A 13,644-nucleotide genomic window follows, 5' to 3' on the forward strand; every position below is an offset into this window, starting at 1 on the left:
CGGCACTCCTTATAATGACGGCTTCTCCTTCCTCTTTTCGCTCATCATGCCCGTCTTGATCATGCAGGACACCTGGCTGCGCTGGACCAAGGCCACGCGCGCCGCCGCCGAAGCGCCCGCCCGGCTTGCCGTGCCGCGCGCCCACCTGCTGCCGCAACTGAGCAACGACGGCACGCTGCGCCACGAGATCATGGCGCTGGAACAGGACGGTTTCATACCGGTGGAACGCATTCGCAGTTTCGGCGATCCCGCCTGGCACGAGGACCGTCCGCTACGGCCGGACAACGTCCGGGCGCACAGGACACGCGATGGGTTCGAGGTCAGGCTGGACCAGCCCTGGAGCGGGATGCTCACCACGCGCTGGCCGGGCCATCTGCCGGCGCCGCTGTTCACGGGACAGCTGGGCGAGGCGGTGCGGATCGACTGGAACGGACGCTTCCACGCATCGCTGGGCGGCTCGAACCGTTCCTACTTCTATGAAGAGCACACGGTCTGGGTCGCGCTGCTGGAGGCGCCCACTGACCGTGCGCTGGTCGACCTGGCGCCGCGCAAGCACATCGACTTGCGCACGCAGATCTATTGAGGTTTATTGCTTGACGACGTCCGCGCCCTGCGGGATCTCGAACTTGAACTGCTGGGCCGCCAGCTGGGGATTGCGCTGGAAGCTGGTGAACTTCAGCACCGAGGTCTGGCCGAAGCTGTCCTTCAGTTCCATCGCCACCGGCACCCCGCCCTTCAGGCCGATGCTGATCTGCTCGAAGGTGGTGTCCTTGGCCTTGGGCACGGCGTTCAGCCATTCGGCGCCGTCGCGCTCGCCCGCTTCGGACAGGGTGAAGTTCTGCTCCAGGTTGTTACTGCCGAACAGGATCGCGGCCGGCGAGGAGCCGAGCGCATTGCCCAGCTTCTTGACCGTCACCTGGTTCAGGTCCTTGTCGTAGATGTAGAGCTGGTCGCCGTCGGCCTGCAGCACCTGTTCGTAGGGCTTCTGATAGGTCCAGATGAACTTGCCGGGACGGGCGAACACGAAGCTGCCGCTCGACACCGGGGCGGCCTTGCCGCTCTTGGTCTTGCCTTGCTGCTGCTGGGTGAATTCGCCTTTGGCGGCCTTGGTGCCGGAGGCGAAGGCTTTCAGCTGGTCCAGGGCGCCGGCTTGGGCGGCGCCGGACAAGGCCAGGGTAGCGATCAGTGCGCTAATGTGAGTCGTGAATTTCATCGGCATTCCTCTTGTTGGGTCCGCCGCCGCGCGTAGCGCGCGTCGGCGGATTATTCGGCGCTGGCAGCCGGGACCAGGATGTCGCGGTTGCCGTTCGATTGCATCGGCGAGACCACGCCGCTCTGCTCCATCTGTTCCAGCAGGCGCGCGGCGCGGTTGTAGCCGATGCGCAGGTGGCGCTGCACCAGCGAGATCGATGCGCGGCGGTTCTTGAGCACCACCTGCACCGCCTGGTCGTACATGGCGTCGGACTCGCCGCCGCCCTCGCCCGCCGGCACCCCGTCGGCGCCGCCGCCTTCTTCCAGCGTGCCGCCTTCGAGAATGCCCTCAATGTAATTCGGTTCGCCCAGCGATTGAAGATGTTTTACAACTCGATGCACTTCGTCGTCGGAGACGAAGGCGCCGTGCACGCGGATCGGCAGGCCGGTACCCGGCGGCATGTAGAGCATGTCGCCCATGCCCAGCAGGGTTTCGGCGCCCATCTGGTCGAGAATGGTGCGCGAATCGATCTTCGACGACACCTGGAAGGCGATACGGGTCGGGATGTTGGCCTTGATCAGGCCGGTGATCACGTCCACCGACGGCCGCTGCGTAGCAAGAATGAGGTGGATGCCGGCCGCGCGCGCCTTCTGCGCGATACGGGCGATCAGCTCTTCCACCTTCTTGCCCACGACCATCATCAGGTCGGCCAATTCGTCGATGATGATGACGATGGTCGGCAGCTTTTCCAGCGGCTCGGGATTGTCCGGCATGATCGAGAACGGATTCGGGATGTGCTCCTCGCGCTTGGCCGCTTCCATGATCTTGCCGTTGTAGCCGGCCAGGTTACGCACGCCCAGCTTCGACATCAGCTTGTAGCGGCGCTCCATCTCGTTCACCGCCCAGTTCAGGGCGTGTCCGGCCTGGCGCATGTCGGTCACGACCGGCGCCAGCAGGTGCGGGATGCCCTCGTAGACCGACATTTCCAGCATCTTCGGGTCGATCAGGATCAGGCGCACGTCGGCCGGGTCGGACTTGTACAGCAGCGACAGGATGGTCGCGTTGATGCCCACCGATTTACCCGAGCCGGTCGTACCCGCCACCAGCAGGTGGGGCATCTTGGCCAGGTCGGCGCAGACCGGCTTGCCGGCGATGTCCTTGCCCAGCGCAACCGTCAGGGCCGAGGCGCTGTCGCCATAGACCTTCGAACCGACGATCTCGGACAGGCGCACGATCTGGCGCTTCGGATTCGGCAGCTCGAGCGCCATGTAGTTCTTGCCCGGGATGGTCTCGACCACGCGGATGGAGGTGAGCGACAGCGAACGCGCCAGGTCGCGCGCCAGGTTGACGATCTGGCTGCCCTTGACGCCGGTAGCCGGCTCGATCTCGTAGCGGGTGACGACCGGACCCGGATAGGCGGCCACCACCTTGGCTTCGACGCCGAAGTCGGACAGCTTCTTCTCGATCAGGCGGCTGGTGAACTCCAGGGTCTCGACGGCCACGGTTTCCTGGGCCGGCGGGGCTTCGTCCAGCAGCGCCAGCGGCGGCAGGGGCGAGTCGCCCGCCAGTTCGTGGAACAGCGGTGTCTGCATTTCCTTCTGGGCGCGCTCGGACTTGGGCACGCTGACCATTTGCGGCTCGATCTTGATGCTCGGCGCCGCGGCCTGGGCGCTCGGCAACGGCTGGGCAGCCGGCACCGGGGCCGGCGCCGCAGCGGGTGCGGCGCTCGCAGCGGGCGCGGGGGGCGGCAGCGAATCGAAAGTCGGCTCGGCCTTGACCACGGCGATCGGCGCGTTCGAATGCTTCTCGGTGAACTTGGCGCGCTCATGTACCACCACTTCGTCGCGCTTGACGGCGGCGGCTTCGCCCTGCCTGCGGTCTTCGCGGTCTTCGTAGCGCAGGCGGAACCAATCCACGGCGCGCTCGACAGTCTCGCCGATGCGCTCGGCCACGGCCAGCCAGGATACCTGGAAGAACAGCGAAAAGCCCAGGCCGAACAGCAGCAGCAGGAGCAAGGTGGCGCCGGTGAAGCCGAAAGTCACGTGGGCGCTGTGGCCGATCAGCTGGCCGAGCACGCCGCCGGGCGCGCGCGGCAATTCGACGTCCCAGGACCACATGCGCAGGTATTCCAGGCCCAGGCTGCCGGCGAACATCAGCGCAAAGCCGATCCAGCGCACGTACAGCTCGCCGTGGTGCTCGGGCTCGTCGGACACGGTGCCCAGCTTGTCTGTCAGGCGGCGCCAGCCCTGCCATACCTGGCGCAGGAAGATCACGCCCCACCACCAGGCGGAGAAACCGAAGATGAACAGCAGCAGGTCGGACAGCCAGGCGCCGGCGCGGCCGCCCAGGTTGGCGATCTTGGGGACGACGTTGGCGTGCGACCAGCCGGGGTCGGCCTTATTATAACTTAACAAAATGAGCACGAAATACAGGAAGGCCACCGCGCCGGCGATCCAGCGCGCTTCCGACAGCAGGCGCGAAAGGCGGCCTGGCAGCGGCCGGCGAGCGGCGCCCTGGGTACGGGTGTAACCTGAAGTGCTGGCAGTTGAATTCTTGCTCATGCTGGGGTACTGCGGAAGTGTTCGCTAAGGACGATCCAGCCATTTTAAAGGATATATGGTCGCGTTGGACCACGATTCATGCTTACGTGCATCATCGTCTATAATCCCGCCTGCTCTCGCCGGACCTCGCGGGCCTTGATTCTGCCCCGGCCGTCCCCAATTTCCGTCTGTCTATATATTAGGAAGTGCCGCCATGACTACTACCAAACACGCCAAAGTCCTGATTCTCGGTTCCGGTCCCGCCGGCTACAGTGCTGCCGTGTACGCAGCCCGCGCGAACCTGAAGCCGATGCTGGTGACTGGCGTCGAGCAAGGCGGCCAACTGATGACGACCACCGACGTGGAAAACTGGCCGGGCGACCCGATGGGCGTGCAGGGCCCGGAACTGATGCAGCGCCTGCTGCAGCACGCCGAGCGCTTCAGCACCGAGATCGTGTTCGACCATATCCACACGACTTTCCTGAATGAAAAGCCGATCCGCCTGAAGGGCGACGCCCACGAATACACCTGCGACGCCCTGATCATCGCCACCGGCGCCTCGGCCCAGTACCTGGGCCTGGAATCGGAACAGGCCTTCATGGGCCGAGGCGTGTCGGCCTGCGCCACCTGCGACGGCTTCTTCTACCGCAACCAGGAAGTGGCGGTGATTGGCGGCGGCAACACCGCGGTCGAGGAAGCCCTGTACCTGTCGAACATCGCCTCCAAGGTCACCCTGATCCACCGCCGCGACAAATTCCGCGCCGAGCCGATCCTGGTCGACCGCCTGCTGCACAAGGTCGAGGAAGGCAAAGTGGTGTTGGAATATAACCACACCCTGGACGAAGTCCTGGGCAACGAAGGCGGCGTGACCGGCCTGCGCATCAAGTCGACCACCGACGGCGCGACCAAGGACCTGACCGTGCACGGCCTGTTCGTGGCGATCGGCCACAAGCCGAACACCGGGATCTTCGAAGGCCAGCTCGAAATGAAGGACGGCTATATCAAGACCCAGTCCGGCACCGAAGGCATGGCCACCGCGACCAGCGTCCCGGGCGTGTTCGCCGCCGGCGACGTGCAGGATCACATCTATCGTCAAGCGATCACCAGCGCCGGCACCGGCTGCATGGCTGCGCTCGACGCCCAGCGCTACCTGGAAGCGCTGGAGGGCTGACAAGGAACAGCGATGGCGGGCATGAAGGATTTCTCCGAACTCAAGGGCTTGCGCGACAAGCTCAAGGAAGACGAGCGCCTGCGCGCCATCGAGAAGGCCGAGCGCGAGAAGCGGGAGCGCATCGCGCGCGAGCGCGCTGTGGAATTCCGCAGCGCGATGCAGGACGTCAAGAAGATGCCCGAGTCGAACCGCTACGTGCACCGCCCGGTGTACGTAGCGCCCAACAAGGCCGCCCAGTCCGCCAGGCCCCTCACTCCCGAGGAGGAAACCGAGGCGGTGCTGCGCGAATCGCTGTCGGACCAGTTCGACGTCGAAGGCCTGCTGGACGAAGACCCCACCCTCAGCTACGCCCAGGACGGCGTCGGCCCGGACGTGGTGCGCAAACTGCGCAAGCGCCACTGGCCGGTGCAGGACGAGCTCGACCTGCACGGCATGAACCGCGACGAAGCGCGCGATGCGCTCACCGATTTCCTCCACCGCGCCAACAAGCGCGGCGTGCGCTGCGTGCGCGTCATCCACGGCATCGGCTATGGCTCGCCCAAGGGCGAACCGGTGCTGCGCGGCATCGTGCACAGCTGGCTGGTACAGAAGAGCGAAGTGATCGCCTTCTGCGTCGCCGGCAAGACCGACGGCGGCCACGGGGCGCTGATCGTGCTGCTGCGGCCTGCCCTCGACTATTGAACGTCGCCACGCCCTGTTGACAAGAAGGCGTGTCTTTCTTGTTACATACTTTCCTCTCAATGTTGCAATTCGCACCCGGAATCCTCTGTGAGCGTTAGAATGCGCACGAACCCGTGCATATGCGCGCGCCTATGCTTGACACTTCACTGAGAGGAAGGACGATTGAAGGCAATGCAAGCAGTCCCGATGGAGCATGGACGCCAGGTCGATCTCCTGTCGTGCGCGGATGAACCAATCCACCTGCCGGGCTCGATCCAGCCCCATGGCGCCCTGCTCTTCTTCCATTCGGATGGACGGCTCGAAGGCTGGAGCGCCAACGCGGCGGCCCTGCTGGGCTTCGACCCTGCCCTGGGCGCGTTCTACGATGACTTGCCCTTGCCCGATGCCGCACAGGAACTGATCGCGCTGTGCATGACGCCGCGCGACGAGGCCGATACATCGCCCGCCGTGACCTCCCTGACGATCAACGACGCGGATGTCGATTGCGTGGTGCATTGCGCGAACGGCCGCATCGTGGCCGAGTTCGAGCTGCGCGAGACCCCGGCCGAGGAAGTGGTGCTGTTCGCCGTCAAGGCGCACGGCTCGATCGACCGCCTGCGCCGCCAGAAGACCATCGATGGCCTGCTCGACGCGGCCGTGCGCCAGGTGCGCGACTTCACCGGCTTCGACCGCGTGATGGCCTATCGTTTCCGCCCAGACGACAGCGGCGACGTGGTCGCCGAAGCGCGCCGCGAGGACCTGACGCCCTACTTGCACCAGCGTTATCCGGCCACGGACATCCCGGCCCAGGCGCGCCGCCTGTACATGCTCAACACCCTGCGCATGATCGCGGACGTCGACTACAACGCCGTGCCGCTGCTGGGCGAACCGGGGGCCGCGCCGCTGGACATGAGCTTCGCGGTGCTGCGCAGCGTGTCGCCGGTGCACGTCGAATACCTGAAGAACATGGGCGTGGGCGCCTCGATGAGCGTGTCCATCGTTATCAATGGCCGCCTGTGGGGCCTGATCGCCTGCCACCACATGTCGCGCAAGCTCGTACCCTACGCCATCCGGATGGCGGCCGACGTGCTGGCCCAGGTGATCGCCTCGACCATCCACAGCATCGAAGCCAGGCAGGACGCCGACCTGGTCGAACAGGCGGCCGTCATGCGCTCCAGCCTGGTCGAGTCGCTGCTGCTGGACGAAGATCCGCTCGACACGCTGGCGCGCCACGCGCAGGCGCTGGTCACGTCCTCGCATGCCCAGGCCATGATCGCCGCCGTCGACGGCCGCATCCTCAGCCATGGCGAACTGCCGCCTGGCCTCGCGGAGGCGGTGATCGCCTCGCTGCCGGCCGAACCGCAGGACATCGTGGTGCGCGAAGGCCTGGCCGACTGGCCCGAAGAACTGCGCGAGCGCCTGGGCAAGTGGGTCGGCATGCTGGCCCTGCCCTACGACCCGGCCGCCAACGGCTGGTGCGTGCTGCTGCGCGTCGAGGAAATCGAACAGGTGGCATGGGGCGGCCGCCCCGAGAAGACGGTGCAGGTCGGCCCGCTGGGTGCGCGCCTGACGCCGCGCGGCTCCTTTGACGCCTGGTACGAGACTGTGCGCGGCAAGGCCCATCCCTGGGAAGCGACAGTGCTGTCCAATGCCCGCCTGACCCTGGCGGAACTGATGCGCGCCGCGAACTCGCGCCGCGCCCAGCACGAGGCCACGCGCGCCCAGCTGCTCGCGATGCTGGGCCACGACTTGCGCGACCCGCTCCATTCGATCAACATGGCCGGCATGGTGCTGGAGCGCGGGAACAACCAGCAGGGCCTGGGCAAGCGCATCCAGTCCTCGACCAACCGCATGCAGCGCATGATCGGCCAGGTGCTGGACATGAGCCGACTCGACCGCGGCATGGACCTCGGCGTGGCGCTCGACGCGCTCGAGCTGTCGGACCTGGTGAAGGACCTGATCGACGAGGCGCGGCTGGCCTATCCCACCATCGTCTTCGACCTGGTGTGCGACGAGCGCGCCACGGTCAAGGCGGACAAGGGACGCCTGGGCCAGGTGCTGTCCAACCTCCTGAGCAATGCACGCCACCATGGCGAGCCTGGGCAGCCGATCCGCGTCTGCCTCACCCGGCAGGAGGGGATGGCGGTGCTGGAGGTGTCGAACCGCGGGACGCCGATTCCGGAGGACGTCGCGGCCAACCTGTTCAATCCCTTCAAGCGCGGCTCGCTGAACAACCCGCGCAACCGCACCGGCCTTGGGCTCGGTCTCTACATCGCCCAGCAAATCGTGCGCGAGCACCAGGGCGAGATCGCCTATCGTTTCGAGAACGGGCACGTGGTCTTCACGGTGCGGCTCCCGCTGGCGTCCTAGACGGCTTACCAGAATGCCAAGTGGCGTGGTAGTCTAGCAAGGTCACTGGCTACCCGCACCTGCATGACCCTCATCAAGTTCATCGAAATCATGGCGATCCTGGTCGGCGCCTTCTCGGGCTTCATCGAAGCGCGGCGCAAGCGCATGGACCTGGTCGGGGTATTCACGGTCGCCTTCATCACCGCCTTCGGCGGCGGCACCCTGCGCGACATCCTGCTCGACAAGCGGCCGCTGTTCTGGGTGACGCACCAGGAGTACGCGATCTTGATCTTCGTGCTGGCGCTGGTGGCCTCGCCCCTGATCCGCACGCTGCGCCAGATCGTGTCGGAGCGCCTGATCGTGATCGCCGACGCGGTGGGACTGGGATTGTTCTCGATCGCGGGCGTATCGGCGGCGCTCGATGCCGGCATGCCGATCTTCATCGCCTCGATGATGGGGGTGATTACGGGGATCTTCGGCGGCGTGCTGCGCGATATCGTCTGCAACGAAGTGCCGATGGTGTTCCGGGACGGGAAGCCCTATGCGATTTGCGCCTTCCTGGGGAACTGGCTGTTCCTCCTGATGCGCAAGTACGATGCGCCGCACGACTTCGCCCTGTGGTCGAGCGCCCTGTTCATCAGCAGCCTGCGCTTGCTGAGCTGGCGCTTCGACATGCGGATGGGCCGCTAAGCCGTCGTCCCGGCGGAGGCCGGGACCCAGGTTCCACCGTCGATCAGACCGCGTCCGCGCCCGTCTCGCCCGTACGAATACGGATCACCTGCTCCACGTTCTGTACAAAGATCTTGCCATCGCCGATCTTCCCCGTGCGCGCAGCCTTGATGATCGCATCCACCACCTGATCCGCCATCGAATCGTCCACCACGACTTCTATCTTCACCTTCGGCAGGAAGTCCACCACATACTCCGCGCCGCGATACAGCTCGGTATGGCCCTTCTGGCGGCCGAAGCCCTTCACTTCGGTCACGGTCAGGCCGGTCACGTTCACCTCGGCCAGCGCCTCGCGCACTTCGTCGAGCTTGAACGGCTTGATCACGCAGGTAATTTGTTTCATCTCTATCGTCCTTTTTATTTTAGGTTAGTCAGGAATATTCGCCAGGTCGTCCAGCCACACGGTGGCCTCGGAATCGGACGGCGCGCGCCAGTCGCCGCGCGGCGACAGCGAGCCGCCATTGCCGACCTTCGGGCCGTTCGGCACGCAGGAACGCTTGAACTGGCTGGTCTTGAAGAAGCGGTACAGGAAGATCGACAGGTTGCGCTTGATGGCCGCGAGTTCGTACTCGTTGCGCACGCCATCCGGATCCGGCCACTTGCCCTGCTCGCGCTTGTGCCACGCGCAGTAGGAGAGGAAAGCGACCTTGCTCGGCTTGAAGCCGAAGCGCAGCGTGTAATAGAGGTTGAAGTCCTGCAGCTCGTAGGGGCCGATCACATCCTGCGTGCTCTGGGCCGGCTTGCTATCGCTTGCCCCGCCCGGGACCAGCTCGGGGCTGATCTCGGTATTCAGGATATTCAGCAGCACGTCCTTGCCGCCATCGACCACGGCGCCGGTCTCGGCCACCCAGCGCACCAGGTAGGAGATCAGGGTCTTGGGCACGCTCGCGTTGACGTTGTAGTGCGACATGTGGTCGCCCACGCCATAGGTGCACCAGCCCAGCGCCAGCTCCGACAGGTCGCCGGTGCCGATCACGATCGCGTTATGGAAGTTCGCCAGGCGGAACAGGTGGTTGGTGCGCTCGCCCGCCTGCACGTTCTCGAAGGTGATGTCGTACTTCGCCTCGCCCTCGGCATACGGGTGACCGAGGTCCTTCAGCATCTGGATGCAGCTCGGACGGATGTCGATCTCCTGGGCGCTGCAGCCCACCGCCTGCATCAGGTCGCGCGCCTGCTTGAGGGTGCGCTCGCTGGTGGCGAAGCCCGGCATGGTATAGGCCAGGATATTCGTGCGCGGCAGGCCCAGGCGGTCCATGGTCTTGGCGCAGACTAGCAGCGCGTGGGTCGAATCCAGGCCGCCGGAGACGCCGATCACGACCTTCTTGATGCCGCTCGAGGACAGGCGCTGGATCAGGGCCTGGACCTGGATGTTGTAGACCTCGGTGCAGCGCTCGTCGCGGCGCGCCTGGTCGGCCGGCACGTAGGGGAAGCGCTCCACGTTGCGGTTCAGGGGCAGCACGCCCTGCAGCGGCAGGTCGAGATGGAAGGGAATCACGCGGAAAGCCGAGACGTCGGCCGCATGGCGGCGCACCGACTGCGCGAAGGTGGTCGCGTGCATGCGCTCGTTCGACAGGCGCTCCAGGTCGACGTCGGCGAAGATGACATGCGACTCGTCGCTGAAGCGTTCCGACTCGGCCAGCAGATCGCCCTTTTCGTAGATCAGCGACTGGCCGTCCCAGGCCATGTCGGTGGTCGATTCGCCCCGTCCGGCCGAGGTGTACAGGTAGGCCGCCAGGCAGCGCGCCGACTGCTGGGATACCAGCTGGTGGCGGTAGCCGCTCTTGCCCACCACGACGTTGGAGGCCGACAGGTTGACCAGCACCGTGGCGCCGGCCATGGCCGCGAAGGACGACGGCGGCACCGGCACCCAGACGTCTTCGCAGATCTCGACGTGGAAACGCAGCAGCGGCAGGTTCTCGACCTCGAACAGCTGGTTGGGGCCGAAGGGCACGATCTCGCCGAACAGCTCGATCTGGTCCACGGCGGCGCAATCCGCCGGCGTGAACTGCCGGGATTCGTAAAACTCGCCATAATTAGGCAGGAAGCTCTTTGGCACCACGCCCAGCACCCGGCCATTGGCCACCACGGCGGCGCAATTGAAGAGCATGTGGTTGACCCGCAGCGGCAGGCCGACGACCAGCGCCAGCGGCATCGAGCGCGAGGCTTCGACGATATTGGCCAGGCCGTCCAGGCAGGCGTCGAGCAGCGCTCGCTGGTGGAACAGGTCGTCGCAGCTGTAGGCGGACAGGCCCAGTTCCGGGAAGGCCACCAGCGCGGCGCCCTGCTCCGCGGCCTGGCGCGCAAGAAGGATGGTCTGCTCGACGTTGTACGCGGGGTCGGCGATCCGGCAGCGCGGGATGGCTACCGCGACGCGGGCGAAGTGGTGCGAGTAGAGGTTGAAGAATGGGCTGTTCATGGTAAGGCCGTTCTCTTCTTCTTTGGTGGAAGACATTTTAGGAAGCAATTTTGAATTATCGCACGCATATCGTTTCTTCTCTGTCCGACGTCGGCCAAGCGGAATGGGACGCCCTGGTACGAGTACAGGAGCAGCCCAACCCCTTCCTATCCTACGCCTTCCTTCACGCCCTGCACGAGTCGGGCAGCGCCGCGCCGGAGACGGGCTGGCAGCCGCAATACATCGTGCTGTACGAAGGTGAAACCCTGGCCGCCGCCCTGCCCCTGTACGTCAAGGGCCACTCCTACGGCGAGTACGTGTTCGACTGGGCCTGGGCCGACGCCTACCAGCGCCATGGGCTCGACTATTATCCGAAGCTGCTGTCGGCCATCCCCTTCACGCCGGTGAGCGGCCCGCGCCTGCTGGCGCGCGACGCGAAGGCGCGCACGGCCCTGGTCGAGGTGCTCAAGGCCACCCAGTCGGCCAGCGAGGTGTCGTCCACGCATATCCTGTTTCCACCCGGGGAAGAGGCGCGCCAGCTGGAAGACGCCGGCTTCATGCTGCGCAGCGGGGTGCAGTTCCACTGGCTGAACCAGGGCTACGCCAGCTTCGAGGACTTCCTGGCCACGCTCGAACACAAGAAGCGCAAGAACATCCGCGCCGAACGGCGCAAGGTGCGCGAAGCGGGCGTCACGCTGCGCCGCGTGCGCGGGCGCGATGCGCAAGACGCGGACTGGGTGCTGTTCAACCGCTGCTACCGCAACACCTACAAGGCGCACTATTCGACGCCCTACCTGAACCTGGACTTCTTCCGGCGCATCGGCGCGGCCATGCCGGACAACATCCTGCTCGTGATCGCGGAGCGCGAGGGCCAACCGGTGGCGGCCTCGCTCGTCATCCACGACGAGACCACCCTGTACGGGCGCTACTGGGGCGAGCTGGAACACGTGCCTTGCCTGCACTTCGAGGCGTCCTACTACCAGCCGCTGGAATTCTGCATCGAGCAGAAGATCGCCGTGTTCGAAGGCGGCGCCCAGGGCGAGCACAAAATGGCGCGCGGCTTCCTCCCTACCAAGACCTGGTCGGCGCACTGGCTGGCCCATCCCTCCTTCGCCGACGCGGTCCAGCGCTTCCTGGAACGTGAAAGCGGCGGCATCGACGAGTACATGGACGAGCTGAACGAGCGCACGCCCTTCCGTTGACCATGCGTGGGGACGATAAAAAAGCCGGGCCCGTACGATGACGGGCCCGGCTTGTCGCTTGGCTGCTCGGCGGGATTACTTCCAGCCGCCGGCGTTCGCGCTATAGACTTCTTTCCACGGCTGGGAAACCTGCTCCTGCTTGAGCATGATCTGCTTGGCGCGGGCGCGCGCGGCCGCCATCAGCGTTGCTTTGACTGCATGGATAAACTTGTTCACGTTCGGCTCCTTGGACAACGATACTACCGTTATATAGGCGTCGACGATGAATTTCCAATTCCGAGTGGCAATACCAGATATTCTTTTGATGAATGTTAGTCCGCATGGCGATTCAGCCAGGAGCGTACGCCATCCAGCGAACGGAACTCCGACACCGAGCGGCAGGCGATGTGCGGGTGGCGCGCCTGCAACATGCGCGACAGGGCCGCGCCCGGCCCCAGCTCCAGCGCCACGCTCGCGCCGAATTCCGAACACGCATCCATGCAGTCTTTCCAGCGAATCGGCTCGGCGAGCTGGCGCGCCAGGTGCGATGCCGCCACCTGTGGCTGTTCGATCAACTCGGCGCTGATCCCCGAGACCACCGGCATGGCCGGCATGCGCCACTTCTGCCCGGCCAGCAGCACCTGGAAGGGCGCGACGGCGTCCCGCATGAAAGGCGTGTGCGACGCGATCTCGACCGAGAGCATGGTGGCGTGCGCCCCCGAAGCCAGGGCCCGGATCGCGAGCGCGTCGCTGCGGTCAGCGGGGCCTCCCGCGACGAAACTGTCCTCGCCCGTGACGATGGCGACGTGGAAGCCGAAAGGCTGGAGCATGTCCTCGGCGTGGCTGACGGTGAGCCCGGAGAGCGCGACCATCGTCTGGGCCGGGCCGCCCGCGCGGCAGGCGTCCATCAGCCGGGCGCGCTCGCCTGCCAGCAGGACGGCGTCGCGCGGATCGAGCGCTCCGGCGACGCCAAGGGCGGCCAGCTCCCCGATGCTGTAGCCCGCCACCAGGGACGGCGGCGGGACGGTGTCCCCGAGCGCCGTCCAGGTGGCGAGCGTCGCCGCCACGATGGCCGGCTGGGCGACGCGGTTCGTGAACAGCGTGGCATCCTCGTCCAGCCCGGCGTCGGCCAGCCAGCCGTCCAGCAAGGCACTCGCACGCGGATCGCTGCGCGCCATGTCATACATGGCGGGCGATTGAAAACCCTGGCCGGGGCACAGGAGGACGAGCCGCGCAGCCATCTCAGACCTCTCCTCCGCAGGCGCCATGCACCAGGCAGGCCGCCGCCAGCAGGTCGGCCGCGCCGCCCGGCGACAGGCGCGCCGCGACGAAGGCACGGTGGCTGACCAGCGCGGTCGCCTGCCAGCCGATGGCCGCCGTGGCGCCCGCGGCGGGCCCCGCGCGCGGGGGGGGGGGGGACGGGGGGG

12 protein-coding genes and 1 pseudogene are annotated in these 13,644 nt (G+C 66.0%); 6 read left to right on the forward strand and 7 right to left on the reverse strand.

The features are described 5' to 3' along the window. Positions 1–46: 46 nt before the first annotated feature. Positions 47–583: a hypothetical protein gene (locus J8847_RS19275; RefSeq protein WP_211526331.1), complete on the forward strand. Its 537-nt coding sequence runs from the start codon at positions 47–49 to the stop codon at positions 581–583. A 3-nt stretch (positions 584–586) separates the two neighbouring features. On the opposite strand, the gene lolA is transcribed toward J8847_RS19275, so the two are convergent. Both lolA and J8847_RS19285 read right to left on the reverse strand, forming a co-directional pair. Next, on the reverse strand, positions 587–1,213 hold the full coding sequence (lolA, locus tag J8847_RS19280; RefSeq protein WP_229429952.1) for an outer membrane lipoprotein chaperone LolA: 627 nt from the start codon (positions 1,211–1,213) through the stop codon (positions 587–589). Positions 1,214–1,263: 50 nt separating this feature from the next. Beyond that, positions 1,264–3,753: a DNA translocase FtsK gene (locus J8847_RS19285; RefSeq protein ID WP_211526333.1), complete on the reverse strand. Its 2,490-nt coding sequence runs from the start codon at positions 3,751–3,753 to the stop codon at positions 1,264–1,266. 193 nt (positions 3,754–3,946) lie between these two features. Between J8847_RS19285 and trxB the strand changes: the two genes are divergently transcribed. From trxB to J8847_RS19305, 4 genes are all read left to right on the forward strand, one after another. After that, positions 3,947–4,903: a thioredoxin-disulfide reductase gene (trxB, locus tag J8847_RS19290; protein WP_211526334.1), complete on the forward strand. Its 957-nt coding sequence runs from the start codon at positions 3,947–3,949 to the stop codon at positions 4,901–4,903. Positions 4,904–4,915: 12 nt separating this feature from the next. Then, complete coding sequence (locus tag J8847_RS19295; RefSeq protein WP_211526335.1) at positions 4,916–5,584, forward strand: Smr/MutS family protein; 669 nt, start codon at positions 4,916–4,918, stop codon at positions 5,582–5,584. A 171-nt stretch (positions 5,585–5,755) separates the two neighbouring features. Continuing rightward, complete coding sequence (locus tag J8847_RS19300; protein ID WP_229429953.1) at positions 5,756–7,933, forward strand: ATP-binding protein; 2,178 nt, start codon at positions 5,756–5,758, stop codon at positions 7,931–7,933. A gap of 63 nt (positions 7,934–7,996) precedes the next feature. Continuing rightward, on the forward strand, positions 7,997–8,602 hold the full coding sequence (locus J8847_RS19305) for a trimeric intracellular cation channel family protein (protein ID WP_211526336.1): 606 nt from the start codon (positions 7,997–7,999) through the stop codon (positions 8,600–8,602). Positions 8,603–8,645: 43 nt separating this feature from the next. On the opposite strand, the gene J8847_RS19310 is transcribed toward J8847_RS19305, so the two are convergent. After that, positions 8,646–8,984 carry a P-II family nitrogen regulator gene (locus tag J8847_RS19310; RefSeq protein WP_211526337.1) on the reverse strand — a complete coding sequence of 113 codons (339 nt, stop codon included), beginning with the start codon at positions 8,982–8,984 and terminating at the stop codon, positions 8,646–8,648. Positions 8,985–9,008: 24 nt separating this feature from the next. Continuing rightward, complete coding sequence (locus J8847_RS19315; RefSeq protein ID WP_211526338.1) at positions 9,009–11,057, reverse strand: NAD(+) synthase; 2,049 nt, start codon at positions 11,055–11,057, stop codon at positions 9,009–9,011. Positions 11,058–11,107: 50 nt separating this feature from the next. Between J8847_RS19315 and J8847_RS19320 the strand changes: the two genes are divergently transcribed. Continuing rightward, positions 11,108–12,238, forward strand: a complete 1,131-nt coding sequence (locus J8847_RS19320) for a GNAT family N-acetyltransferase (RefSeq protein WP_211526339.1) — start codon at positions 11,108–11,110, stop codon at positions 12,236–12,238. Between the two features lie 75 nt (positions 12,239–12,313). On the opposite strand, the gene J8847_RS19325 is transcribed toward J8847_RS19320, so the two are convergent. The 3 genes and pseudogenes from J8847_RS19325 to J8847_RS19335 form a co-directional block, all read right to left on the reverse strand. Beyond that, on the reverse strand, positions 12,314–12,454 hold the full coding sequence (locus J8847_RS19325) for a hypothetical protein (protein WP_211526340.1): 141 nt from the start codon (positions 12,452–12,454) through the stop codon (positions 12,314–12,316). Between the two features lie 95 nt (positions 12,455–12,549). After that, positions 12,550–13,404 (reverse strand): ACP S-malonyltransferase, encoded by an 855-nt coding sequence (locus J8847_RS19330; RefSeq protein WP_229513046.1) that lies wholly within the window; start codon positions 13,402–13,404, stop codon positions 12,550–12,552. Between the two features lie 55 nt (positions 13,405–13,459). Next, a pseudogene (locus J8847_RS19335) lies at positions 13,460–13,644 on the reverse strand (triphosphoribosyl-dephospho-CoA synthase); the annotation flags it as partial.

Source organism: Massilia sp. AB1, assembly GCF_018119385.1.
Classification (GTDB): Bacteria; Pseudomonadota; Gammaproteobacteria; order Burkholderiales; family Burkholderiaceae_D; genus Telluria.